This window comes from Pectobacterium carotovorum, assembly GCF_900129615.1.
Classification (GTDB): domain Bacteria; phylum Pseudomonadota; class Gammaproteobacteria; order Enterobacterales; family Enterobacteriaceae; genus Pectobacterium; species Pectobacterium carotovorum.
The window spans coordinates 145,424-164,653 of record NZ_FQWI01000005.1; the positions used below are offsets into that span (position 1 = coordinate 145,424).

17 protein-coding genes are annotated in these 19,230 nt (G+C 53.3%); 9 read left to right on the top strand and 8 right to left on the bottom strand.

Going from position 1 to position 19,230, the window contains the following annotated elements:
- Positions 1-2 precede the first annotated feature (2 nt).
- The 4 genes from BUB06_RS12045 to BUB06_RS12060 all read right to left on the bottom strand — a co-directional run bounded on the left by BUB06_RS12045 (position 3) and on the right by BUB06_RS12060 (position 4,507).
- On the bottom strand, positions 3-2,369 hold the full coding sequence (locus BUB06_RS12045) for a fimbria/pilus outer membrane usher protein (RefSeq protein ID WP_039471924.1): 2,367 nt from the start codon (positions 2,367-2,369) through the stop codon (positions 3-5).
- A 58-nt stretch (positions 2,370-2,427) separates the two neighbouring features.
- The gene (locus BUB06_RS12050) at positions 2,428-3,201 is read right to left on the bottom strand and encodes a fimbrial biogenesis chaperone (protein ID WP_039471268.1); all 774 of its coding nucleotides are present in this window, start codon (positions 3,199-3,201) and stop codon (positions 2,428-2,430) included.
- Positions 3,202-3,236: 35 nt separating this feature from the next.
- Positions 3,237-3,773 (bottom strand): Csu type fimbrial protein, encoded by a 537-nt coding sequence (locus BUB06_RS12055; protein WP_039471270.1) that lies wholly within the window; start codon positions 3,771-3,773, stop codon positions 3,237-3,239.
- 182 nt (positions 3,774-3,955) lie between these two features.
- Positions 3,956-4,507: a Csu type fimbrial protein gene (locus tag BUB06_RS12060; RefSeq protein ID WP_039471926.1), complete on the bottom strand. Its 552-nt coding sequence runs from the start codon at positions 4,505-4,507 to the stop codon at positions 3,956-3,958.
- A gap of 1,130 nt (positions 4,508-5,637) precedes the next feature.
- On the opposite strand from BUB06_RS12060, the gene sixA reads away from it, so the two are divergent.
- Positions 5,638-6,120, top strand: coding sequence for a phosphohistidine phosphatase SixA (sixA, locus tag BUB06_RS12065; protein ID WP_010298566.1), 483 nt, complete (start codon positions 5,638-5,640; stop codon positions 6,118-6,120).
- 87 nt (positions 6,121-6,207) lie between these two features.
- Here sixA and smrB read toward each other — a convergent pair whose 3' ends face one another.
- Positions 6,208-6,750 carry an endonuclease SmrB gene (smrB, locus tag BUB06_RS12070; RefSeq protein WP_039471272.1) on the bottom strand — a complete coding sequence of 181 codons (543 nt, stop codon included), beginning with the start codon at positions 6,748-6,750 and terminating at the stop codon, positions 6,208-6,210.
- A gap of 171 nt (positions 6,751-6,921) precedes the next feature.
- Here smrB and prmB point away from each other — a divergent pair, with 171 nt between their 5' ends.
- The 6 genes from prmB (at position 6,922) to BUB06_RS12100 (ending at position 11,604) form a co-directional block, all read left to right on the top strand.
- A complete protein-coding gene (gene prmB, locus BUB06_RS12075; RefSeq protein ID WP_039471275.1) occupies positions 6,922-7,854 on the top strand; it encodes a 50S ribosomal protein L3 N(5)-glutamine methyltransferase in 933 nt (310 codons plus the stop codon).
- A gap of 87 nt (positions 7,855-7,941) precedes the next feature.
- Positions 7,942-9,027 carry a chorismate synthase gene (aroC, locus tag BUB06_RS12080; protein WP_039471277.1) on the top strand — a complete coding sequence of 362 codons (1,086 nt, stop codon included), beginning with the start codon at positions 7,942-7,944 and terminating at the stop codon, positions 9,025-9,027.
- Between the two features lie 6 nt (positions 9,028-9,033).
- Positions 9,034-9,879, top strand: a complete 846-nt coding sequence (gene mepA / locus BUB06_RS12085) for a penicillin-insensitive murein endopeptidase (protein ID WP_039471279.1) — start codon at positions 9,034-9,036, stop codon at positions 9,877-9,879.
- A 33-nt stretch (positions 9,880-9,912) separates the two neighbouring features.
- Positions 9,913-10,713 (top strand): sulfite exporter TauE/SafE family protein, encoded by an 801-nt coding sequence (locus BUB06_RS12090; RefSeq protein ID WP_010298556.1) that lies wholly within the window; start codon positions 9,913-9,915, stop codon positions 10,711-10,713.
- Positions 10,714-10,740: 27 nt separating this feature from the next.
- On the top strand, positions 10,741-11,286 hold the full coding sequence (locus tag BUB06_RS12095) for an elongation factor P hydroxylase (protein ID WP_039471281.1): 546 nt from the start codon (positions 10,741-10,743) through the stop codon (positions 11,284-11,286).
- A gap of 33 nt (positions 11,287-11,319) precedes the next feature.
- Complete coding sequence (locus BUB06_RS12100) at positions 11,320-11,604, top strand: YfcL family protein (RefSeq protein ID WP_039471283.1); 285 nt, start codon at positions 11,320-11,322, stop codon at positions 11,602-11,604.
- A gap of 410 nt (positions 11,605-12,014) precedes the next feature.
- Here BUB06_RS12100 and mnmC read toward each other — a convergent pair whose 3' ends face one another.
- On the bottom strand, positions 12,015-14,039 hold the full coding sequence (gene mnmC, locus BUB06_RS12105; RefSeq protein ID WP_039471285.1) for a bifunctional tRNA (5-methylaminomethyl-2-thiouridine)(34)-methyltransferase MnmC2/FAD-dependent 5-carboxymethylaminomethyl-2-thiouridine(34) oxidoreductase MnmC1: 2,025 nt from the start codon (positions 14,037-14,039) through the stop codon (positions 12,015-12,017).
- Between the two features lie 173 nt (positions 14,040-14,212).
- Between mnmC and fabB the strand changes: the two genes are divergently transcribed.
- The gene (gene fabB / locus BUB06_RS12110; RefSeq protein WP_039471287.1) at positions 14,213-15,430 is read left to right on the top strand and encodes a beta-ketoacyl-ACP synthase I; all 1,218 of its coding nucleotides are present in this window, start codon (positions 14,213-14,215) and stop codon (positions 15,428-15,430) included.
- A 162-nt stretch (positions 15,431-15,592) separates the two neighbouring features.
- On the opposite strand, the gene flk is transcribed toward fabB, so the two are convergent.
- Together flk and BUB06_RS12120 are read right to left on the bottom strand one after the other, a co-directional pair.
- Complete coding sequence (flk, locus tag BUB06_RS12115) at positions 15,593-16,849, bottom strand: flagella biosynthesis regulator Flk (protein WP_039471289.1); 1,257 nt, start codon at positions 16,847-16,849, stop codon at positions 15,593-15,595.
- Between the two features lie 105 nt (positions 16,850-16,954).
- Entirely contained in the window at positions 16,955-17,926 is a 972-nt protein-coding gene (locus tag BUB06_RS12120) for a DMT family transporter (RefSeq protein ID WP_039471290.1), read from the bottom strand.
- Positions 17,927-18,038: 112 nt separating this feature from the next.
- On the opposite strand from BUB06_RS12120, the gene pdxB reads away from it, so the two are divergent.
- Entirely contained in the window at positions 18,039-19,175 is a 1,137-nt protein-coding gene (gene pdxB, locus BUB06_RS12125; protein WP_039471292.1) for a 4-phosphoerythronate dehydrogenase PdxB, read from the top strand.
- The last annotated feature ends 55 nt before the right edge of the window (positions 19,176-19,230 follow it).

The following is a 19,230-nucleotide window of genomic DNA, read 5'->3' on the forward strand; positions in this document are numbered from 1 at the left end:
TTTTATCCTTTTGAGTCAGTCTGGCAGGTCAGCGGGCCGATGGCCGCCATCATGGTCTGTGATTCCGGTAGTGAGAATTCCACCCGGCAAAGCCGCCCGTCCTCTTGTTTAAAGCGTAAGCGGTTAGCCGTTCCCAGATTGGTGAAATAGACCAGACCATCGTAGCCGCTGATGGTGGTGTCGCCGCTGACGTCGTCTGTTATCCAGGTGCCGATGGTGAGCGGGTTGCCATCCGTATTGCGCAGCTTAATGTTGGCGGATCGCACGGCATGAACGGGGAACGTAACGACAGTGCCGCTGCCTTCTTTGACCGACACGCGCGATTCCACCTGTGGGGTGGCGACGTTGGCTGGCAGTTGTAACGTATCGATTTCCACTTTCGCGGGGTAGTTGGACACGACCCACGGCACGAGTAAATGGCCGCGTTTGTTGGTTTTACCCACCAGTTGGTTTTCATATTTTACCGGGACGTCAGGGTATCCTTCGGTATCGACCACAATAAAAGCGTCGTTGATACGGTTACTGGCGAAAAGCCCGCTGTTCATGTAGATCAGCGAGCCGCTCAGTTCCCCCCACTGCGTGGTATTTCCTTCATTACCATACGTTCCGCCGGCAAGCATGGCATAAGGGCCGCGCCAGTTCAGCGAGCCTTGGTGATAAGGGGTTTTTCCTGCGCCATACGCGGCGTTCCAGCCTAATCCACCTTCTGTCGGCACGGTACGGTTCACTCCGACACGCGGTGAATAATCGCCATTGCTATCGCGCTGAACGCCGGCATTAATGCTGCCGTTTGTACCAAAAGGCATCACGAACTGGATCTGGGCGCTGTAGCCGTTTTCTCCCAGTTCTTTGTTAAAGGCGAGGTAAATAGAGCTGTCTTGCCAGACCTGACGGCTGAAAGAGAAATTCAGCAGGCGGGTACGGGTTGAATCGTACGTACGGATATCGAAATACCCCACGCCGAATGAGCCGTTGCCTTCACCGAAGATTTGGCTGCTGAGCGTTGCCTGATAGCTTTCCCGGCTGAGGCGACCTTCCGTGAGGACGGCGGTTAAATCGCGGTAGGCTTCACTGCGTTTAGCGTGTTGAAAACTCAGGCCAAATGCGGAGGTGTAGTAGGAGTAGCCCGTAGTGTATTGGTGCCCGGTGGCTTCTTTTTCGCTCTGGCTGTAGGACGAACTCAGTGTGCCCCAGCGGCCGATGGTAAAATCCGCCCCTGCGCCGAGCAGATAGAGATCCTGTACCGCTTCGCCATGCGCCGATACCGTCAGTTTATTGGTTAACCCGTAGCGATAGATGCCGCTAACGGCAGGATCGTCAGTATAGGCGTTATTCTTTACCCCATAGTCCTGACGCAACACGCCAACGGACAGATCGAAATCACTTAATCCCTCCCTCAGCAACGAGTTGGAGACGTAAAAGGGGATCGTGGTGGAAACTTGCCGCCCCTGAGCATCCGTGGTGATGACGGTCGCTTCCCCTGCGCCGTTAAGGTAAGGCGTATTCGTAAGGGTGAAGGGGCCAGCATTCAGACTGGTGCTGTTCGCTTTATAGCCGTTGATAAACAGATCCAGCGTGCTGGGTACGGCAGCCGTACCGGTATATTGCAACATCGGATAGGTCACGATATCCGGGCGGAGGGCGAAATTGCGAGCGATGCGTAGGCCACCCATGCGCACCGAGTTGCTCCACGTCAGGGAGTTGCTGATCAGATCGCCAACCTGATAGGTGAGCATGCGTTCGTTATCGTTATAGCGCCAATAGGTGTCGAAACGCTGATAGTCACCTTGCTGTGCAGTATTGCCGCTCGACGTGAAATAGTAGATCCCCGTGTTGGATAAGGTTCCATAGGGACTGAAAACGCGCTGTTCCATCCAACTGTTGAGTGAATCTGCATTGCCGCGGGATGAAGTGTAATAAAGGTTATAGTTGAACAACAATCCGGGGCTGCTGCGGGCGGGGATACGTGCCATGTCTTGCCCTCCGCCTTCAATGGACTGCTCTGGTAGCCAGAGTGTGGGCACAGTGAGTTTTAGCTGCTGTATGGCCTGATCGTAATCGGCAGTCACCTCTGGCAGAGCGCTAACATTGACCAGCCCCGTACTTTGCTCTGGTAAGCGGATGTGATTCGAACGCAGCGTTGCTGCATCCACATAATAGCTCCCGGCACGATACGTGACAGGGACAACCGTGTTATCGCTCTGTCCGTTAACGGAAAGCGTTAAATAATAAACGGACTCGCTGAGCGAGGGCATGGTGCTGGGGGGCGCGGGAAGATCGGTATAGTCTTCCGCGAGAATCGTCGCAGAATAAAACAGCGCAAATGGAGCGTATATGAGCAGGGGGAAGGCAACGGTTTTGCACTTCATACCTGGTTTCACCATAGCTTCATGGCCAATAGACACGCTTCTGCCGTTAACCGAGCCATCATTCGCGTTTAATCAAAATGGGATCGGTGATATCGATCAGGTTGGTGAAGAGCTGCATCGCCGCACCCGGTGTAGATGCGCCCGCAGGCAACGGCCAACGCATCTCTTGCCCCGGTAGCACATAGCCTAAAAAGCCGTCGGTTACCTTTACCCGGCTTCCTTTCCCGCTTTGGTCGGCTGACCAATAAACGTTACTCAGACGAGCATGGACCACACCACGATTGCGGACATAAAGATAGTTTTTCCCCCCAACCGCACTGACTCGCCAACTGAGCTCGGGCAGCGTTGGTTCTGCGTTGGCACGCCGTTTACCCGGGCGAATATGCGTCCAGACACCTGCACCATCAAGGAACAACGGCAGTAGGTAGCGCATCTGGAATTGCAGACCCATCTGTGGTGAGTTTTGCTGGTTGGGAGCGGCAATTTCATCAACGATGATGCGATAAGCCTGCTCGGTATTGGCAGGCGCGGGGTTGACGCGAATCAGGCGCACCATATTGCGCTTACCCGGTTCCAGCGTCATGAACGGTGGTGTGGCAATGACGTTACTTTGCTCGGCATAACGATCCTGAAAATCTATCTGCTTCCACGACATGATGCGGATTTGCAAGCCGACGGGTGCATTCCCCTTGTTTTCCAGCCACAGCGCCGAGCTGCTCTCATCGGACTCAATAACCTGATAGATCGGCCAAACAAGAATAGAGCTGGCGGCAAAGCAAGACGAGGCGAAACCGCTTAATAAAAAGACCATTGCCCGAATAAAAAACGTCATTTTCCTTTTCATCCTGTGTTCACCCTGTTTTGTTTTTAATAAGTCAGGCTGACGGTCACGTTATCGGTATAAACCCCTGCGGGAGGAAGAGGCGTGCCGCCAAAATAGCGGGCATAGACGGTGTAGGTCTGGGTTGTGGCCGGAAAAGAGGCGATGTTGAGTGCCAGACCTCCCGTTCCCCATACCTGTGTGCGTGCCGCATCGCGGTAGAGCTGATAAGCCAACAGGCGCGTTCCTGCTGTATTTTTCAGATAACGTTGTGTGCTGTCACCGCCATTGGTGCCGTAGCTCAGTTCAATAACGGCGCTGATGCCTGGCGTACAGGTCGCGATAATTGACCCACCGCCGCTGGTGCTGGCGATATCCACGTTGGTCGCCGTGGCGCTGCGCGTCCCAAAATTCAGCGTACCCATGTTGGGCTGGCTGCTTGCCGTGCTGGTGCCAAAAACACAGCCTTTTTGTATCGTTGCCATGACATCAAATGTGCTGCTCACGGTGAGCGCTATCGCTACCGTAGGGACAATGGTGCCCGACAGCAGAAATGGCAAAATCAGAACCGACGAAAAACGCATCGCAATACCAGCGGTTACGTAAATTGAACGGCGACACGAGAAACGTCTGAAGTCAAAAGGAGCGACGTGGCGTAGTCAGTAAACGCAGCATCGCGTATGAGATGTGGTGACATAACGGCTCCTTTTTTGTGGATCAATGACCCTAGAAAGGCCGACATACGAGCATGTCGGCCTGTAAAAAATTACCATACGATAGTTGCTGCGACGGTGTCGGTGTAAGAACCCGCAACGGGTGACAGAACAGTCTGGTCTGATGGCAGAATGCGGGCATAGACCGGAACCAACTGCGGGTTGCCAGTGGCGACAATCGCAATACCTGTACTCCCCGTAGCCGTAAGCTCGGCACTACGGTTGCTGTCGCTGTATAAACGATAAGGGACGTTATACGTGCCCGTTCCTGGTGCGAGTCTGCGCAGTGCGCCGCTGTCGTTCAGCCCGGCGCCAATGTTCAGCGTGGCAGGGGTGCCAACAGAGCACGTGACCGTAATCCCGCTGCCTCCCGCACTGGTGGACTGGCTATCAATATTGGCGGTCAAATCGGAATGGGAACCAAAATTAATCGTACCCCATATGCCGCTTTGGCCCGCGCTTCCGTTATTGATAGTACAGGCGGCAGTAATCGTTAAGGATACGGGGATCTGGCCGTTAATCGTCACGCTGCTTGCGGTGTGGGAAAAGCCGAATGTGGTGAAAAGTGTAGCCAGAATAGGTAATGTTATTCGTTTAGAATTCATAACGATTCCTTTATATTCCTCTAACTTATTTTCATCGAAAATGTCTTCACGAAAGCGCATTTATTTCCGTGAAAACTGCTCGTCACGAATGACTATTACAAAAGTAATCATAACGAGTCGTTTTAATCAGTACGGATATTTATATGGCATGGATTAACCGATCGGGAAAACACAGAGCATGTATTCTTTTTCCTGAACGTCTAAGCCACTGACACAAAAATGTCGCACTACTGAAATAGATATCGCTATTACTTTCAGTACGTTCCGTATGGTTAAGGTCATGCTATCAAGAAAACGTATTACTTATTTTATCTTCCGTGGTGTGAATAATTTCGAACATATAAATAACAGAGAAATTCTTCGGACTTTATCCTGAATTGCACATTCGTCCATAAATAGAAGAGCAATCTATTTTTATTATATGACGTTATATTCTGTGTAATTACCTTGTTTATAAAAAATGAATAGTAAAGAAAAGTGCTATTTAAGATAAAGATAGAACCAGAGTGGTTTTTTAACAATGTCACAAAAATTGATATGCGTTAAAAAAGTACAAGAAATCGACATTTTTGATTTTATCAGTATTTTATTCTGATTTTTTGTTCGTTACTGAATTCTGTATCCTATTTTTTGATTTTATTGTAAGTATTTACAATGGCCATTATAAAGATATGGTTATGTATTTTGAGTGGGTCGATTCTGCCGTGTGTTTATGAAATTTTTTATTTATCATGTAATTAATGATGTAGGGGGGAAGTCGGAGTGAACCTGATGACTCTGCTGATACATTACTATTATTGACTCGTTGGCGACGGATCCGCTAAAAACGCGCCTTGAGAATGGTTAATGTTATAACAGTATTCTGCCACATTTTGGGTTGAAACCCGTGGGTGGGAAGCGGAGATAATGCGTTTTTCTACCAAAACCTGATCTCTGGTGAGTTTACATAGCGAGAAACTCAGGTAACCTACAACAATAAAGCGGTTATACCCGTCATACTTGAATGATTTAGGGTATCTACTTTATCTATGGCTTCTATTGCAGGTATGCCAAAGAGGCAGCAAAGCCAATGCTCATACAGCATTAAGTATGAGGATATATCATATATTTCATTAACATAGCGGTGTAATATGCAAGTGTTGATAATGCGTCATGGTGATGCGGTACTTGATGCAGCGAGTGATGCTGTTCGGCCATTGAGCGACGCAGGTCGTGATGAATCCCGTCAGATGGCGTGTTGGTTGAATGAGCAAAATATCGATATTGAGCGCGTTCTGGTGAGCCCTTATTTGCGCGCCCAGCAAACGCTCGAGGTGGTGAAAAAAGTGCTGCCGCTGCCGGAAGAAGCGGATTGCCTGAATGAGCTGACGCCCGGTGGGGATGCCCAGCTAGTTAGCTATTATCTGCAAACGCTGGCGAGGGAAGGCGTGGGGGCGGTTCTGGTTGTGTCGCATCTACCGCTGGTGGGCTATCTGGTTGCCGAATTATGCCAGAATGAAACTGCGCCGATGTTCGCCACATCCGCTATTGCCTGTGTGCAGGTGGATGCGGAGTCTGGTCATGGCGTTCTGCACTGGCAAGTCAGCCCGGCCCAGTTGAACGCGAAATCCTGATACGACTAGCCCCAAACTCCTGAATTCATACGGTATGAGGCGTGTAATGAACTTACACGCCTCATCGTTTTTTGAAGAAGAGCGAGCTTATTCAAGCGAAGGCGCCTCTAGTGCCACCAACACCAGCAGCGCGGCATTCCCACCAAATTCTTTCGGAGCCTGATGAAAAGCCAGCACGTCAGGGTGTTGTGCCAGCCAGAGCGGCGTTTGTTGCTTAAGGATATGTTTGCCGTGCCCGTGCATCACGCAGGCGCAGTAAACGTGCTCCCGCAGACAGGCCGCTAGCAGCGCGCCCAGTTCCTGCTTCGCTTGAAGCTGCGTCAGGCCATGTAAATCCAGAAACAGCTCCGGTGAATAATCACCCCGTCGAAGCTTCTTCAATTCATAGTGGCTGGCACCCGGGCGGACATAGCGTGTCGGGCCTTCTGCATCCAACTGTGGCTGAAATTCATCCGAAAAATAGAAACTGGCATCAACCTGCTCCTGCAATGCCCGTTTGGCGGGTAATTCACCCGGTTTTTTGCGCAGCGGTTTGTGGGTATAGGTATCCTGACGCAACTTTTTTGTGCCAGTGATTGACGTGCGAAAAAGCTGCAATTCGTCGTCGTTCAGCGAATATTTATTACTCATGTTTCATTCATCTTGCGCCAACATTCGATCAGTTTACCTTGTCTCCCCGCTGTCGCTAAATAAAAGTCTGTATCGGAGCGCGTTCAGTCGGTTATATCTGCTGATTTGTCGCGGGCTTCATGGCAAACTAAGCGCCAATTTGTCATTCAGAACTGTCTGCGGAGGACACCCTTGGACAAAATTTTCGTCGATGAGGCCGTCAGTGAACTTCATACCATTCAGGATATGTTGCGCTGGGCTGTCAGCCGGTTTAACGCAGCCAACGTCTATTACGGTCACGGGACGGATAATCCCTGGGATGAAGCCATACAGTTAGTCTTGCCTAGCCTGTATCTGCCGCTCGATATTCCTGAAGATATGTACACGTCCCGTCTGATCACCAGCGAACGGCAGCGCATTGTTGAACGTGTGATCCGCCGCGTCAATGAGCGTATTCCGGTCGCCTATCTGACCAACAAGGCCTGGTTCTGCGGCCTGGAATTCTACGTGGACGAACGCGTGCTGGTGCCGCGCTCTCCCATCGGTGAGCTGATCAATAATTATTTTGATGAGCAACTGCCAAAAACGCCAAACCATATTCTGGATCTGTGCACGGGCAGCGGCTGTATTGCGATTGCCTGCGCTCAGGCGTTCCCGGAAGCGGAAGTCGATGCGGTCGATATCTCCAGCGATGCGCTGGCGGTAACCGAGCAAAATATTCAGCAGCACGGTCTGGAATACCGCGTGACGCCGATTCGTTCTGACCTGTTCCGCGATTTACCGGCGATTCGCTATGATTTGATCGTGACCAATCCACCGTATGTGGATGAAGAAGATATGTTCGATCTGCCACAGGAATTCCGTTTCGAGCCTGAACTGGGGCTGGCGGCGGGTAACGACGGTCTGGATCTGGTGCGTCGTATTCTGGCCTGCGCGCCAGACTATCTGAGCGACGACGGCGTGCTGATTTGCGAAGTGGGCAACAGCATGGTGCACCTGATCGATCAATACCCAGACATCCCGTTCACCTGGCTGGAGTTTGATAACGGCGGTGACGGCGTGTTTATGCTAACGCAATCACAGCTGGTCGATTGCAAAGCGCATTTCAGCGCTTACCGTGATTAAACGGTCGTAACGATATTCATTAGTCTTACCGTTGGTGAATCTGGCCGGACGGTAAGGCAGAAACAGAACACATGCGAAGGAGTTGTGATGGCAGGCAACAGTATTGGGCAATTTTTCCGCGTCACTACATTTGGTGAATCCCACGGCCTTGCGCTGGGATGTATTGTTGACGGCGTACCGCCGGGGATCCCGCTAACGGAAGCGGATCTGCAACACGATTTGGATCGTCGCCGTCCGGGAACCTCCCGCTATACGACGCAGCGCCGCGAACCCGATCAGGTCAAGATTCTGTCCGGTGTTTTTGAGGGCGTGACGACAGGGACCAGCATTGGCCTGTTGATTGAAAACACCGATCAGCGTTCTCAGGATTACGGTGCGATTAAAGATGTCTTTCGCCCCGGTCATGCCGATTATACCTACGAGCAAAAATACGGCCTGCGCGATTACCGTGGTGGTGGCCGCTCTTCCGCGCGTGAAACGGCGATGCGCGTTGCTGCGGGCGCGATTGCGAAGAAGTACCTGCAACAGCAACATGGCGTGAAGGTACGTGGCTATCTGTCGCAGATTGGTGATGTCACCTGCGAGCTGAAAGATTGGGAACAGGTTGAGCAAAACCCGTTCTTCTGCCCGGATATCGACAAGCTGGAAGCCTTGGATGAACTGATGCGGGCGCTGAAAAAAGAGGGCGATTCCATTGGCGCGAAGGTTAGTGTTGTGGCGGAATCGGTGCCTGTCGGATTAGGTGAACCGGTCTTTGATCGCCTGGATGCCGATCTGGCTCATGCACTGATGAGCATCAACGCCGTGAAAGGCGTCGAAATTGGCGATGGCTTTGCGGTTGTCACCAAACGTGGCAGCGAAAACCGAGACGAAATTACGCCGGACGGTTTCCAAAGTAATCACGCTGGTGGCATTTTGGGCGGGATCAGCAGCGGCCAGAATATTGTTGCACATCTGGCGTTGAAGCCGACTTCCAGCATTATGGTGCCGGGCAAAACGATCAACCGTCAGGGCGAAGCGACTGAAATGGTCACGCGCGGGCGTCACGATCCGTGTGTGGGTATTCGCGCGGTGCCGATTGCCGAAGCTATGATGGCGATTGTGTTAATGGATCACCTGCTGCGCCAACGCGCACAGTGTGGGGATGTGAACAGTCAGGTTCCTCGCTGGTAAAAAATAATGAAACAAGGGTTAATCGGGGTTCTCGCGCTGGTACTGAGCGCGCCGCTGTTATCGAACGCCGCGTGGGCGAAAACGCCCTGGCAGGAGATAGCGCATCCGGTTGCGGGTACGCCGCAGTCAATTGGTAGTTTTTCCAATGGCTGTATCATCGGTGCCCAGCCGCTGCCATTGCAGTCGCTGGATTATCAGGTGATGCGTGTCGATCAGCGCCGCTATTTCGGTCACCCCGATCTTCTGGCGTTTATTCACCGCCTGAGCAACGAGGTTAAGCGCACGACCTCCGGTAATGTGCTGGTGGGGGATATGGGCATGCCGGTCGGTGGACGTTTCAGCAGCGGCCACGCTAGTCACCAATCTGGGCTAGATGTCGACATCTGGCTGCAATTGCCCAGACAGCGCTGGAGCGAGCAGCAGTTACTGAAGCCGCAGCCTATCGACCTGGTTAACGCCAGCGGACTTAACGTTAACCCACGCGTCTGGCGACCGGAAGTCACCACCCTGATCAAAACCGCTGCGTTGGATAGCGACGTAACGCGGATCTTCGTCAATCCGGCGATTAAAAAACAGCTGTGTGTTGAAGCTGGCCACGATCGTGACTGGCTGCGCAAAGTTCGCCCTTGGTTTGCACACCGTGCGCATATGCATGTGCGACTGCGCTGCCCGGCGGACAGCCTTGAGTGTCAGGATCAGGACGAACCACCTGTCGGTGACGGATGCGGTGCCGAATTAACCAGCTGGTTCCAGCCAAAACAGCCGAGTACCGAAGCTCCAGAAAAAACTACGCCGCCACCGTTGCCTCCGTCTTGTCAGGCACTGCTCGACAGACATTTTGCTGCGAGATAACGAGTAACTATCTGTGCGAGATAAAAAATAATTATGGACTGGTTAGTGCTTGGGCCAGAAATGCTGGCCGTACTGTTTTTTGTCGGGGCGCTGGCAGGGTTTATTGATTCGATTGCAGGCGGTGGCGGTTTATTGACGATCCCAGCCTTGCTGGCGGCGGGGTTATCCCCGGCGCAGGCGCTGGCAACGAATAAACTTCAAGCCGTCGGTGGATCCTTTTCCGCCAGCCTGTATTTCATCCGTCGCCGTGCGGTGAATCTGGGCGAACAGAAACTGGCGATTGCGCTGACGTTTGCCGGCTCGACTTTTGGTGCCTGGCTGATCCAGCAGATCAATGCTGATTTTCTGCGTCAGTTGCTGCCATTACTGATTATTGGTATCGGTCTCTACTTTTTATTAACGCCAAAAATCGGCGATGAAGATCGGCAGCGTCGCCTGTCGCCACTTCCATTTGCGATTGTGGCAGGCAGCTGTGTCGGTTTTTATGACGGTTTCTTCGGCCCCGGTGCGGGGTCGTTTTACGCGCTGGCCTTTGTCACCCTGTATGGCTTCAATCTGGCCAAAGCGACGGCGCATGCCAAAGTCCTGAACTTTACCTCCAACTTCGGCGGGCTGCTGTTTTTCATGCTCAGCGGGAAAGTGGTTTGGGTGGTCGGCGGCGTCATGCTGATTGGGCAGATCCTCGGCGCGCGGCTGGGAGCCAAAATGGTGATGACGAAAGGGCAAAAGCTGATTCGTCCTATGCTGGTGCTGGTTTCCGCCGTCATGAGTGGCAAGCTGATTTATGACAGCCATGGGCACGAGATTGCCGTTTGGCTGGGACAGTTTTTATGACAACAAATGATGATAACAACAGATAACATGACTACGACGCACCATTATCAACAGCTGATTGATATTTTTAATGATTGCTTTGGCGATGAATACAATACCCGTCTGGTAAAAGGCGACGATGAACCGATTTATCTGCCAGCGGATGATGACATTCCGTATCACCGGATTGTGTTTGCCCACGGTTTTTATGCCAGCGCGCTACACGAGATTTCTCACTGGTGCATTGCTGGTGCCCAGCGGCGCTTGCAGGTCGATTTCGGCTACTGGTACTGCCCGGATGGCCGCGATGCCACGACGCAAAGTCAGTTTGAGGTGGTAGAAATCAAACCTCAGGCTTTCGACTGGTTGTTCTGTGTTGCTGCGGGCTTTCCGTTTAACGTCAGCTGCGACAACCTGAACGGCGACTGCGAACCGGACCGTATTGATTTCCAGCGGCGCGTGCATGCGCAAGTGATGCAGTATCTGGAAGAAGGGATTCCCGCGCGTCCGGCCAGCTTTATTCGTGCATTACAATCGTTTTACAATACGCCACCGCTGACGGCGGCGAGCTTCCCGTATCCAGCCGATCTGTGATGCGCGGGAATCGCAAAAATTTGAGGATAAGAAATGATCGCAGAATTTGAAACGCGCATTCTGGCGCTGATTGATGACATGGTAGAGCATGCCAGCGATGACGAACTGTTTGCTGGCGGCTATTTGCGTGGTCATCTGACGGTGTCGGTGGCAGAAGCGGAAGAAAACGGTGAACATTCGCTTGAAGCACTGCATCTGCGCGTTAGCGACAGCATTAATAACGCCATCAAAAACGGTGAGCTGTCACCGCCGGATCAGGTGCTGGTTAACGGGATGTGGGAACGCTTGTTCCAACAGGCGCAGAATAGTACGCACTAGCTTGAATTAATTCAGAGCGAGTTTAGCTGAACTTGTTATGGCCGCTCCCTACCTACTGTCTCTCAGTTACATTCCTATGCCGACTCAGAGACAGTTTCGTGCGTTACACCGCCGCTATTCATATGCGATACCGTATACGCGCCCGACGCAGGGCGCTCAGTCGCCGCCGCCCTGCGAACCCAGGCTTCCGGCTAAATTATGCCGCTGCGCGGTGCCATCGGTATTCCTGACCGCTAGTCGAGCCGCCAGTGACGCGTTCCCGACGCGGCACTGGCTTTCGCGGCGTCCTGCCGCTCACTCGGCGGTCAAGCTCACCGCTGCATAATTTTTTAAGCCGGATTCTGGTAAAAACCATTATAAGTCGTGGCATTTGTGCACAAGAGGCCGTTTGTCTGTGAAGAGATAGTTTATTAATCTTTCGCTACAGGCTTACCTTTCAGCAGTTTCCTTATCCAGAATCGATTCGGGTTTAGCGCGGCGAGCGTGTCGCGATCCAGCGGTAGCGGTTCGCCATACATCTGCGAGGCCAGGATTTCTGCCGCGAGTGGGGCGGAGCACAGGCCACGTGAGCCTAACGCACCGATGATAAACAGATCCTGCCAATAGGGGGCGTTTGGCACCTCGGCACGGTGTTGAGGATGCAGGCGATCTTCATAGTCTGTCAGCGTTTGTTCATAGTCCGGCACGGCGCCAAGCAGCGGTAGATGGTCGCGCAGCGCGCAGCGGACGCCCTGACGAGCTTGCGCATCGCTGACATCGATCGTCTTGGCCCAGTCTGCGTCAGGCAAACAATTCAACAATCGCTGGCGATTCTCTTGCTGCTCGTCTTCCCGATAATCACAATGTGTTTCGCCCCGTAAATAGCTCGCCCCGATGCAGTGCGTTTGATGTTGCGGACTCACTGGCGTCAGGTAGCCGTCATAGCACAAGACCTGTTTGAGCTTCCCCAGCACCGGGTTGGTCGGAACATGGCTGACCTGCCCGCGTACGGCGTAGGCGGGTAAATGGCGGGTTTGTGGCCAGGCGGTAATGTGATAACCATTTGCCAGCACCATGACCGCATGGTTTACCTGCTGGCCGGTGCTCAGGGTGAGCGCCCAGCCGCCGTCCGTTTTCTCTAATGCGGAAACGGCGGTACTCATCTGTACCGACAGACCGTTTTGCTCTGCCAGCTTCAGCGCAGAAGCCGTCAGCTCTGCCGGACACAGCCAGCCGCCGTCAGGATAAGTGATGCCGTTTACGCCGGGATTCAGGCCGCTCTGATTTTCCAGCTGCTGTGCATCCACGCTAACGACCAGCTCTTCCGGCCATTCGCCTTGCAGAATCTGTTCGATTTTACGCGCACTTTTTTCATCCCAGGCGAGTTGGCTGACGCCGCACCACTGATGCTCAAACTCCAAACCCTGCTGCGCCAGCGCGGTGTAACTGCGGTGAGCAAAGTCAAAGGCGAGGGAGAAAAAACGGGACACCGCATCGTGCCGGTTATTCAACAGAGGATATAGCGCGCCCTGACGATTGCCGGATGCCCCTGTGGCAGGCTGTGCGTCCGCGCAGTAGAGTGTGACGTTTGCACCGCGACGTTGCAGCGCCAGTGCGGTGAGCACGCTGGCGATGCCGCCGCCGATAATCGCAATATCGTCAGTCGTGCTGGCGGCGGGGCGTGTGTACCACGGTGTTAGCGACGTGACCGGAAGCGCATCGGGAAGGATGCCGCTCAGCATCTCGCGTTTCTGCCCGAATCCTTTGATTTTGCTGACCTGAAACCCTGCCTGTTGCAGACCGCGACGCACAAAGCCTGCGGCGGTAAAGGTGGCGAATGTGCCTTCTTTACGGCACAGACGTGCCATTGCCTGAAACAGATCATCCGTCCACATGTCTGGATTTTTGGAGGGCGCGAAGCCGTCCAGAAACCAGGCGTCGACCTGATGGTTCTGCGTATCATCCAGTTCAGGCAGTAAGACGTTAACGTCACCGAACCACAAATCGAGCGTGATAGTGCCTTGCGCCAGAATCAGACGATGGCAGCCCGGCAGCGGTAGCGGCCATTGCTCTCGCAGTTCATCCGCGAATGCGGCCAGCTCCGGCCACTGTGCGTGTGCGGCAGCCAAATCATGCCGACGCAGGGGGAATTTCTCGAAGCTAATGAAATGCAGGTGTCGCAATGTCGCCTGTGGCTGCTGTTGACGAAAGTCGGCAAATGCTTGCCACAGAGTCAGAAAATTCAGGCCCGTGCCAAAGCCGGTTTCTGCTATCACACAGGCTGCGCGCGGATGCGTGGTGAAACGCTCAGGAAACTGATTGCCCTTTAAAAACACATAACGGGTTTCTGCCAACCCATCCTGATTCGAAAAATAGACGTCATCAAACTGTTGCGATACAGGTGTACCCTGAGCGTTCCAACTTAACGACGCGTGTTGGATGGGGAGGTTGGTCACGACAAAAAGCTCATTATTCAAGTGATGATGAGATTCTATCGGGCTGAATATTGTGGCGCAAATTTAGCAATGATTTCGCGATAGTTTGGCTGATCGGACTTGTTCAGCTTACAACTGTACGCTAAAGTGCGAAGCGAAATCCCAAACTCTATAAGTGGAAGAAGAGGTATTACATGAAACGTGCAGTGATTACTGGCCTGGGGATCGTATCAAGCATCGGTAATAACCAGCAGGAAGTTCTGGCATCATTGCGGGAAGGCCGCTCGGGCATTACTTTCTCTCAAGAGCTGAAAGATTCCGGCATGCGTAGTCACGTCTGGGGGAATGTCAAACTGGACACCACTGGCCTCATCGATCGCAAAATTGTGCGTTTTATGAGTGATGCATCGATTTATGCCTACTTATCCATGGAGCAGGCGATTCAAGATTCCGGGCTGTCTGATGAGGTTTATCAGAATAACCCACGCGTTGGCCTGATTGCCGGTTCTGGCGGTTCTGCTCGCTATCAGGTGTTCGGTGCTGACGCGATGCGTAGCCCGCGCGGCCTGAAAGCAGTTGGCCCTTACGTGGTGACCAAATCCATGGGTTCTGCGGTATCCGCTTGTCTGGCAACGCCATTCAAAATTCACGGTGTGAACTACTCCATCAGCTCTGCCTGTGCGACTTCTGCACACTGTATCGGTAATGCGGTTGAGCAAATCCAGATGGGCAAACAGGACATCGTGTTCGCTGGCGGCGCGGAAGAGCTGTGCTGGGAACTGGCCTGTGAATTTGATGCAATGGGCGCACTGTCGACCAAATACAATGAAACACCAGAAAAAGCGTCCCGTACCTATGACGCCGGCCGCGATGGTTTCGTCATTGCAGGCGGTGGCGGTATGGTCGTCGTAGAAGAACTGGAACACGCACTGGCGCGTGGCGCGCATATCTACGCGGAAGTGGTCGGCTACGGCGCGACGTCTGACGGCGCGGATATGGTTGCTCCATCGGGTGAAGGTGCGGTTCGCTGCATGAAGATGGCGATGAACGGTGTGGATACGCCGATCGATTACCTGAACTCTCATGGTACTTCTACGCCGGTTGGCGATGTGAAGGAACTGGGGGCGATTCGCGAAGTGTTTGGCGACAACTCGCCAGCTATTTCTGCGACCAAAGCGATGACTGGTCACTCTCTGGGCGCAGCTGGCGTTCAGGAAGCCATTTACTCACTGCTGATGCTGGAACACGGCTTTGTTGCACCGAGCATCAACGTGGAAAATCTGGACGAGCAGGCTGCTGGCCTGAACATCGTGACTGAGCCGACGGAACGTAAACTGACCACGGTGATGTCTAACAGCTTCGGCTTCGGTGGTACGAATGCGACGCTGGTAATGAGAAAACTCGACAAATAATCGGTTTATCATTCAAACGTTCTCATTGAAACGTTCTTATTGAAATAAATAAAAACCCCGCGGCTTGCGCCAGCGGGGTTTTTTGTTGGCGCTGGTTTGGTTGAGGATGATTTTGTTGGTGATGGGCATGAGCGATAAGTCCGGTCTTACCGGTATTGGCGCTTAGATCAATACCCAAAGCAAAAATGCAGCCACGCAGGTGCTGACAATCACCAGAAACATCGGTTTATGGAACAGGGATTGCCAACTGAGCGGCAACGAGGCAATCAGCGGGTTAAACAGCGGATGCAGCAACTGTGAGGTCGTGGTCCAATCCGTTTCCTGTGAACGCTGAATGCGCTGCGTAAACAGGAACGTCAGCAGATCGCTAACCTGCATCGGTGTCAGCGGAGTTTGTAATCCAATATTGAAGCGATTCTGCGTGTAATCCATCAATAAATGCTGTTCCTGCGCGGTCATAGGCTGTTGTAGCAAAGCCTGCAACGGGGCGAGATTCGGGGAAAGCAGTGTGTTCTGTGTCGGTAGCGACTGTGATGATAGATTTGCTGCCGATGATGGATTCGCGTTAGCCGTATTGGTGGTGTTGGTTGTCAGCGGTTCTGACGCTGCGCCTGTCGTGCCTGCATTTGTCGGTGTTCCCTGCGGCGCTGGCGGGGTGGCGCGCAGTAGTGTCTGCGTCTGTTGCAGCTCAACCTGCGCTTGCAGGAACTGCGTGATCAGCGGCAGATGTTTTAACGGGATGGCGTCGCCCGGGCTAAGATTCTGCATCATCATCAGATTGTTCAGCACCCTTGCAGGCTGTTCCCCGGTCATGGTCGCTAACCGGGTGACTAACTGATTCAAGCCGCGCTGTTCCGCAGGAGAAAGCGGACGATCGGGCGAGTTGGCTGCCTGAGCGGTTTGCGACGCGGTGGTTGATGTCGTTGACTGCGGAATTTGCCCGTTTTGCAGCAGCGTAACAACCTGCTGTAGCTGCGTTTTAGTCAGCGCGCTTAGCGTGGTGCTACCGAACTGTTGCTGGATGAAATTGCTGACTGCCTGACGATTATTTCCCTGAGACAGCATATCGGTCAGACGCTGAAGCAGCTGTTGACGGCCACCGCTATCTTGCGCCTGCGTTAAACGCGTCTGGAGTATCTGCTCTGCAGGCTGGTAGTGGCGGGACAGCAGTTCATTATTTTCTGCCAGCCCTAATCCCTGTTTTACCGTCGTCCAGACTTCCGTTGCCTTTGACGTGGTCAGCGCGGCAACTTTAAGCACCAGATTTTCCAGCGTCGTGCGCTGCGCCAGCGTCAGCGGTCGATCGCCGTTGGATGAACCTGCGGCGTTAGCTGATGATGTAGAGGTTGACGATGTGGTGGTCGGCGTAACCGAGCGTTCGCCGGGCAGCGGGGCACCTGGGCCACTTACAGGTTGCATATCGGTTATCCTCACTGCCGTCATGATTGAAATGAATCATAGCAATCTCCCGTGACGGCCGATAGTCATGCGTCGCCTAAAACGGCACTAATCTTATGGAGTAGCTTATGAGCTGCGCCCTAGTGGGATGCGCAAGCGCTGGGCGAGGATCACGCCGAGTAGCGTGATGCCCCCACCGACCAGATGATAATGGTGCAAAGGCTCGTGCAAAAAGCCAATCGCGATCATCGCCGTAAAGATCGGCGTCAGGTTCATAAAGATAGAGGCTTTGCTGGCTCCCAGACGCATAACCCCCTGAATCCACAGAAAAGGTGCAAGGATTGAAGCCATGATGCCAGCGAAAATCACCAGCGGCAGATTGTTGGCATTGAGCTGTACATTGTCCGTCAGCAGGAAGTTTGGTATCAGTACGACGACGCCAAAGGCAATTTGTACATAGAGCGACACCCAGTTAGGCAACGGGATACTCCAGCGTTTGGTCAGCACGCCATAGAGCGCATAGGACAACGACGCACAAAACATCATGAATTCACCGGGGCCGATGCCCTGCGCCAAAATCTGTTCTGGATGTCCCTCACCGATCAGCCAGACAATCCCGACCAGCGACAGCAGGCTACCGAGAACGACGCCCAGTGTGGGGGCCAGACGCAGCAGAGGAATGCTGAGCAGGACGGTGAGTAGCGGGACTAATGACCCCATGATTCCCATCATCACGGCGCTGATCGTGTGTGCCGCGTAATAGGACAGACTTTGATACAGCACCATGCCAAGCAGACCCAGCACGAGCAGTTTCCAGACGTGTTGACGAATGGCCACTGCATGCTGGCGAAGTGTTGGCAACATGAACGGCGTCATGACGAGGAACGCAAGAAGCCAGCGATAAAATGAGATAGCAGCCGGGTCAATAACGCTCGCGGAGAGCTTGTTGACGATGACGTTAATTGACCAGATCAGGACTGCAATGGTGGGAAATAGGGCGTTCAACGTTGTTTTTCTCATAACAGACCAGACGGAAAACGCACCAATTGCCAGTCTGGTCGATAAAAATGGGGCAAGTGCGGCAATGGCAAACAACATAACAGAGCCACAGGATAGCTATCAACCATGTAATTGCCTTGGGTTTCTGCACCATTCGGTGGCAAAATATCTCCCCGCTTTTTTTGGCTGGCTACCGATGTCGGAGAAGACAATGAAGATTCTGGTTGATGAGAATATGCCGTACGCCCGTGAGCTATTTAGCCGTCTGGGGGAAGTACAGGCCGTGCCGGGACGCCCTTTGCCACGCGATCTGCTGGCAAACGCGGATGCGTTGATGGTGCGTTCGGTCACGAAGGTGAACGCGGATCTGCTGTCTGGTTCGGCGGTGAAATTTGTCGGCAGCGCGACGGCAGGCACCGACCACGTCGATGACACCTGGCTTAACGCCAACGGGATCGCGTTTTCCGCTGCCCCCGGCTGTAACGCCATCGCGGTAGTTGAGTACGTCTTTTCTTCTTTGCTGATGCTGGCCGAGCGCGATGGCTTTCAACTGCGTGATAAAACCGTAGGGATTGTCGGCGTGGGCAATGTTGGCAGACGTCTGGATGCGCGTTTGAAAGCCTGGGGCGTGAAAACGCTGCTGTGCGATCCGCCGCGTGCCGATCGCGGTGACGCGGGCGATTTCCTGCCGCTCGACACGCTGGTGCGGGATGCTGACATTCTGACGCTGCATACGCCGCTGTATCTCGATGGCCCGTACCGTACTCACCATTTGGTTGATGCCGCCGTACTGAACGCGTTTGCGGACGGACGTATTCTGATTAACGCCTGTCGTGGCCCAGTAGTGGACAATGCTGCACTGCTTGAGGCGCTGCAACAGGGTAAAAAACTCAGCGTCATTCTTGACGTATGGGAGCCGGAACCTGCGTTATCGACCGACTTGCTGGCGCGGGTAGACATCGGTACAGCGCATATCGCCGGTTATACCTTGGAAGGAAAAGCGCGCGGCACCACGCAGGTGTTTGAGGCGTGGAGCGAGTTTATCGGAACCCCGCAGCAGGTGGCGCTTTCGTCGCTTTTGCCTGCGCCAGAGTATGCCGAAGTGACATTGACCGCACCGCTGGATGAGGCGCTGCTAAAACGTCTGGTGCATCTGGTGTATGATGTGCGCCGAGACGATGCGTTATTGCGCCACGTAGCGCATCAGGAAGGCGAATTCGATCACCTGCGTAAACATTATCAGGAACGACGCGAATGGTCGTCACTCCATGTTATCTGCGCCGATGCTGACAGCGCAGATTGCCTGAACGCGCTGGGATTCACAGCGTCAGTGCGGGATGCACGTTAACGGTGTTCCTCTGACGACGGTGTTGCGCGAGTATCACACTTTTTTATTCATAAAC

Bases quoted from the DNA above. Each gene is read 5' to 3' on its own strand.
- BUB06_RS12095 (WP_039471281.1), top strand. From the start codon at position 10,741: ATGACTACGACGCACCATTATCAACAGCTGATTGATATTTTTAATGAT.
- BUB06_RS12060 (WP_039471926.1), bottom strand. From the start codon at position 4,507: ATGAATTCTAAACGAATAACATTACCTATTCTGGCTACACTTTTCACC.
- aroC (WP_039471277.1), top strand. From the start codon at position 7,942: ATGGCAGGCAACAGTATTGGGCAATTTTTCCGCGTCACTACATTTGGT.
- BUB06_RS12120 (WP_039471290.1), bottom strand. From the start codon at position 17,926: ATGTTGTTTGCCATTGCCGCACTTGCCCCATTTTTATCGACCAGACTG.
- BUB06_RS12090 (WP_010298556.1), top strand. From the start codon at position 9,913: ATGGACTGGTTAGTGCTTGGGCCAGAAATGCTGGCCGTACTGTTTTTT.
- BUB06_RS12055 (WP_039471270.1), bottom strand. From the start codon at position 3,773: ATGCGTTTTTCGTCGGTTCTGATTTTGCCATTTCTGCTGTCGGGCACC.
- BUB06_RS12050 (WP_039471268.1), bottom strand. From the start codon at position 3,201: ATGACGTTTTTTATTCGGGCAATGGTCTTTTTATTAAGCGGTTTCGCC.
- fabB (WP_039471287.1), top strand. From the start codon at position 14,213: ATGAAACGTGCAGTGATTACTGGCCTGGGGATCGTATCAAGCATCGGT.
- mepA (WP_039471279.1), top strand. From the start codon at position 9,034: ATGAAACAAGGGTTAATCGGGGTTCTCGCGCTGGTACTGAGCGCGCCG.
- BUB06_RS12045 (WP_039471924.1), bottom strand. From the start codon at position 2,369: ATGAAGTGCAAAACCGTTGCCTTCCCCCTGCTCATATACGCTCCATTT.
- flk (WP_039471289.1), bottom strand. From the start codon at position 16,849: ATGCAACCTGTAAGTGGCCCAGGTGCCCCGCTGCCCGGCGAACGCTCG.
- pdxB (WP_039471292.1), top strand. From the start codon at position 18,039: ATGAAGATTCTGGTTGATGAGAATATGCCGTACGCCCGTGAGCTATTT.
- sixA (WP_010298566.1), top strand. From the start codon at position 5,638: ATGCAAGTGTTGATAATGCGTCATGGTGATGCGGTACTTGATGCAGCG.
- BUB06_RS12100 (WP_039471283.1), top strand. From the start codon at position 11,320: ATGATCGCAGAATTTGAAACGCGCATTCTGGCGCTGATTGATGACATG.
- smrB (WP_039471272.1), bottom strand. From the start codon at position 6,750: ATGAGTAATAAATATTCGCTGAACGACGACGAATTGCAGCTTTTTCGC.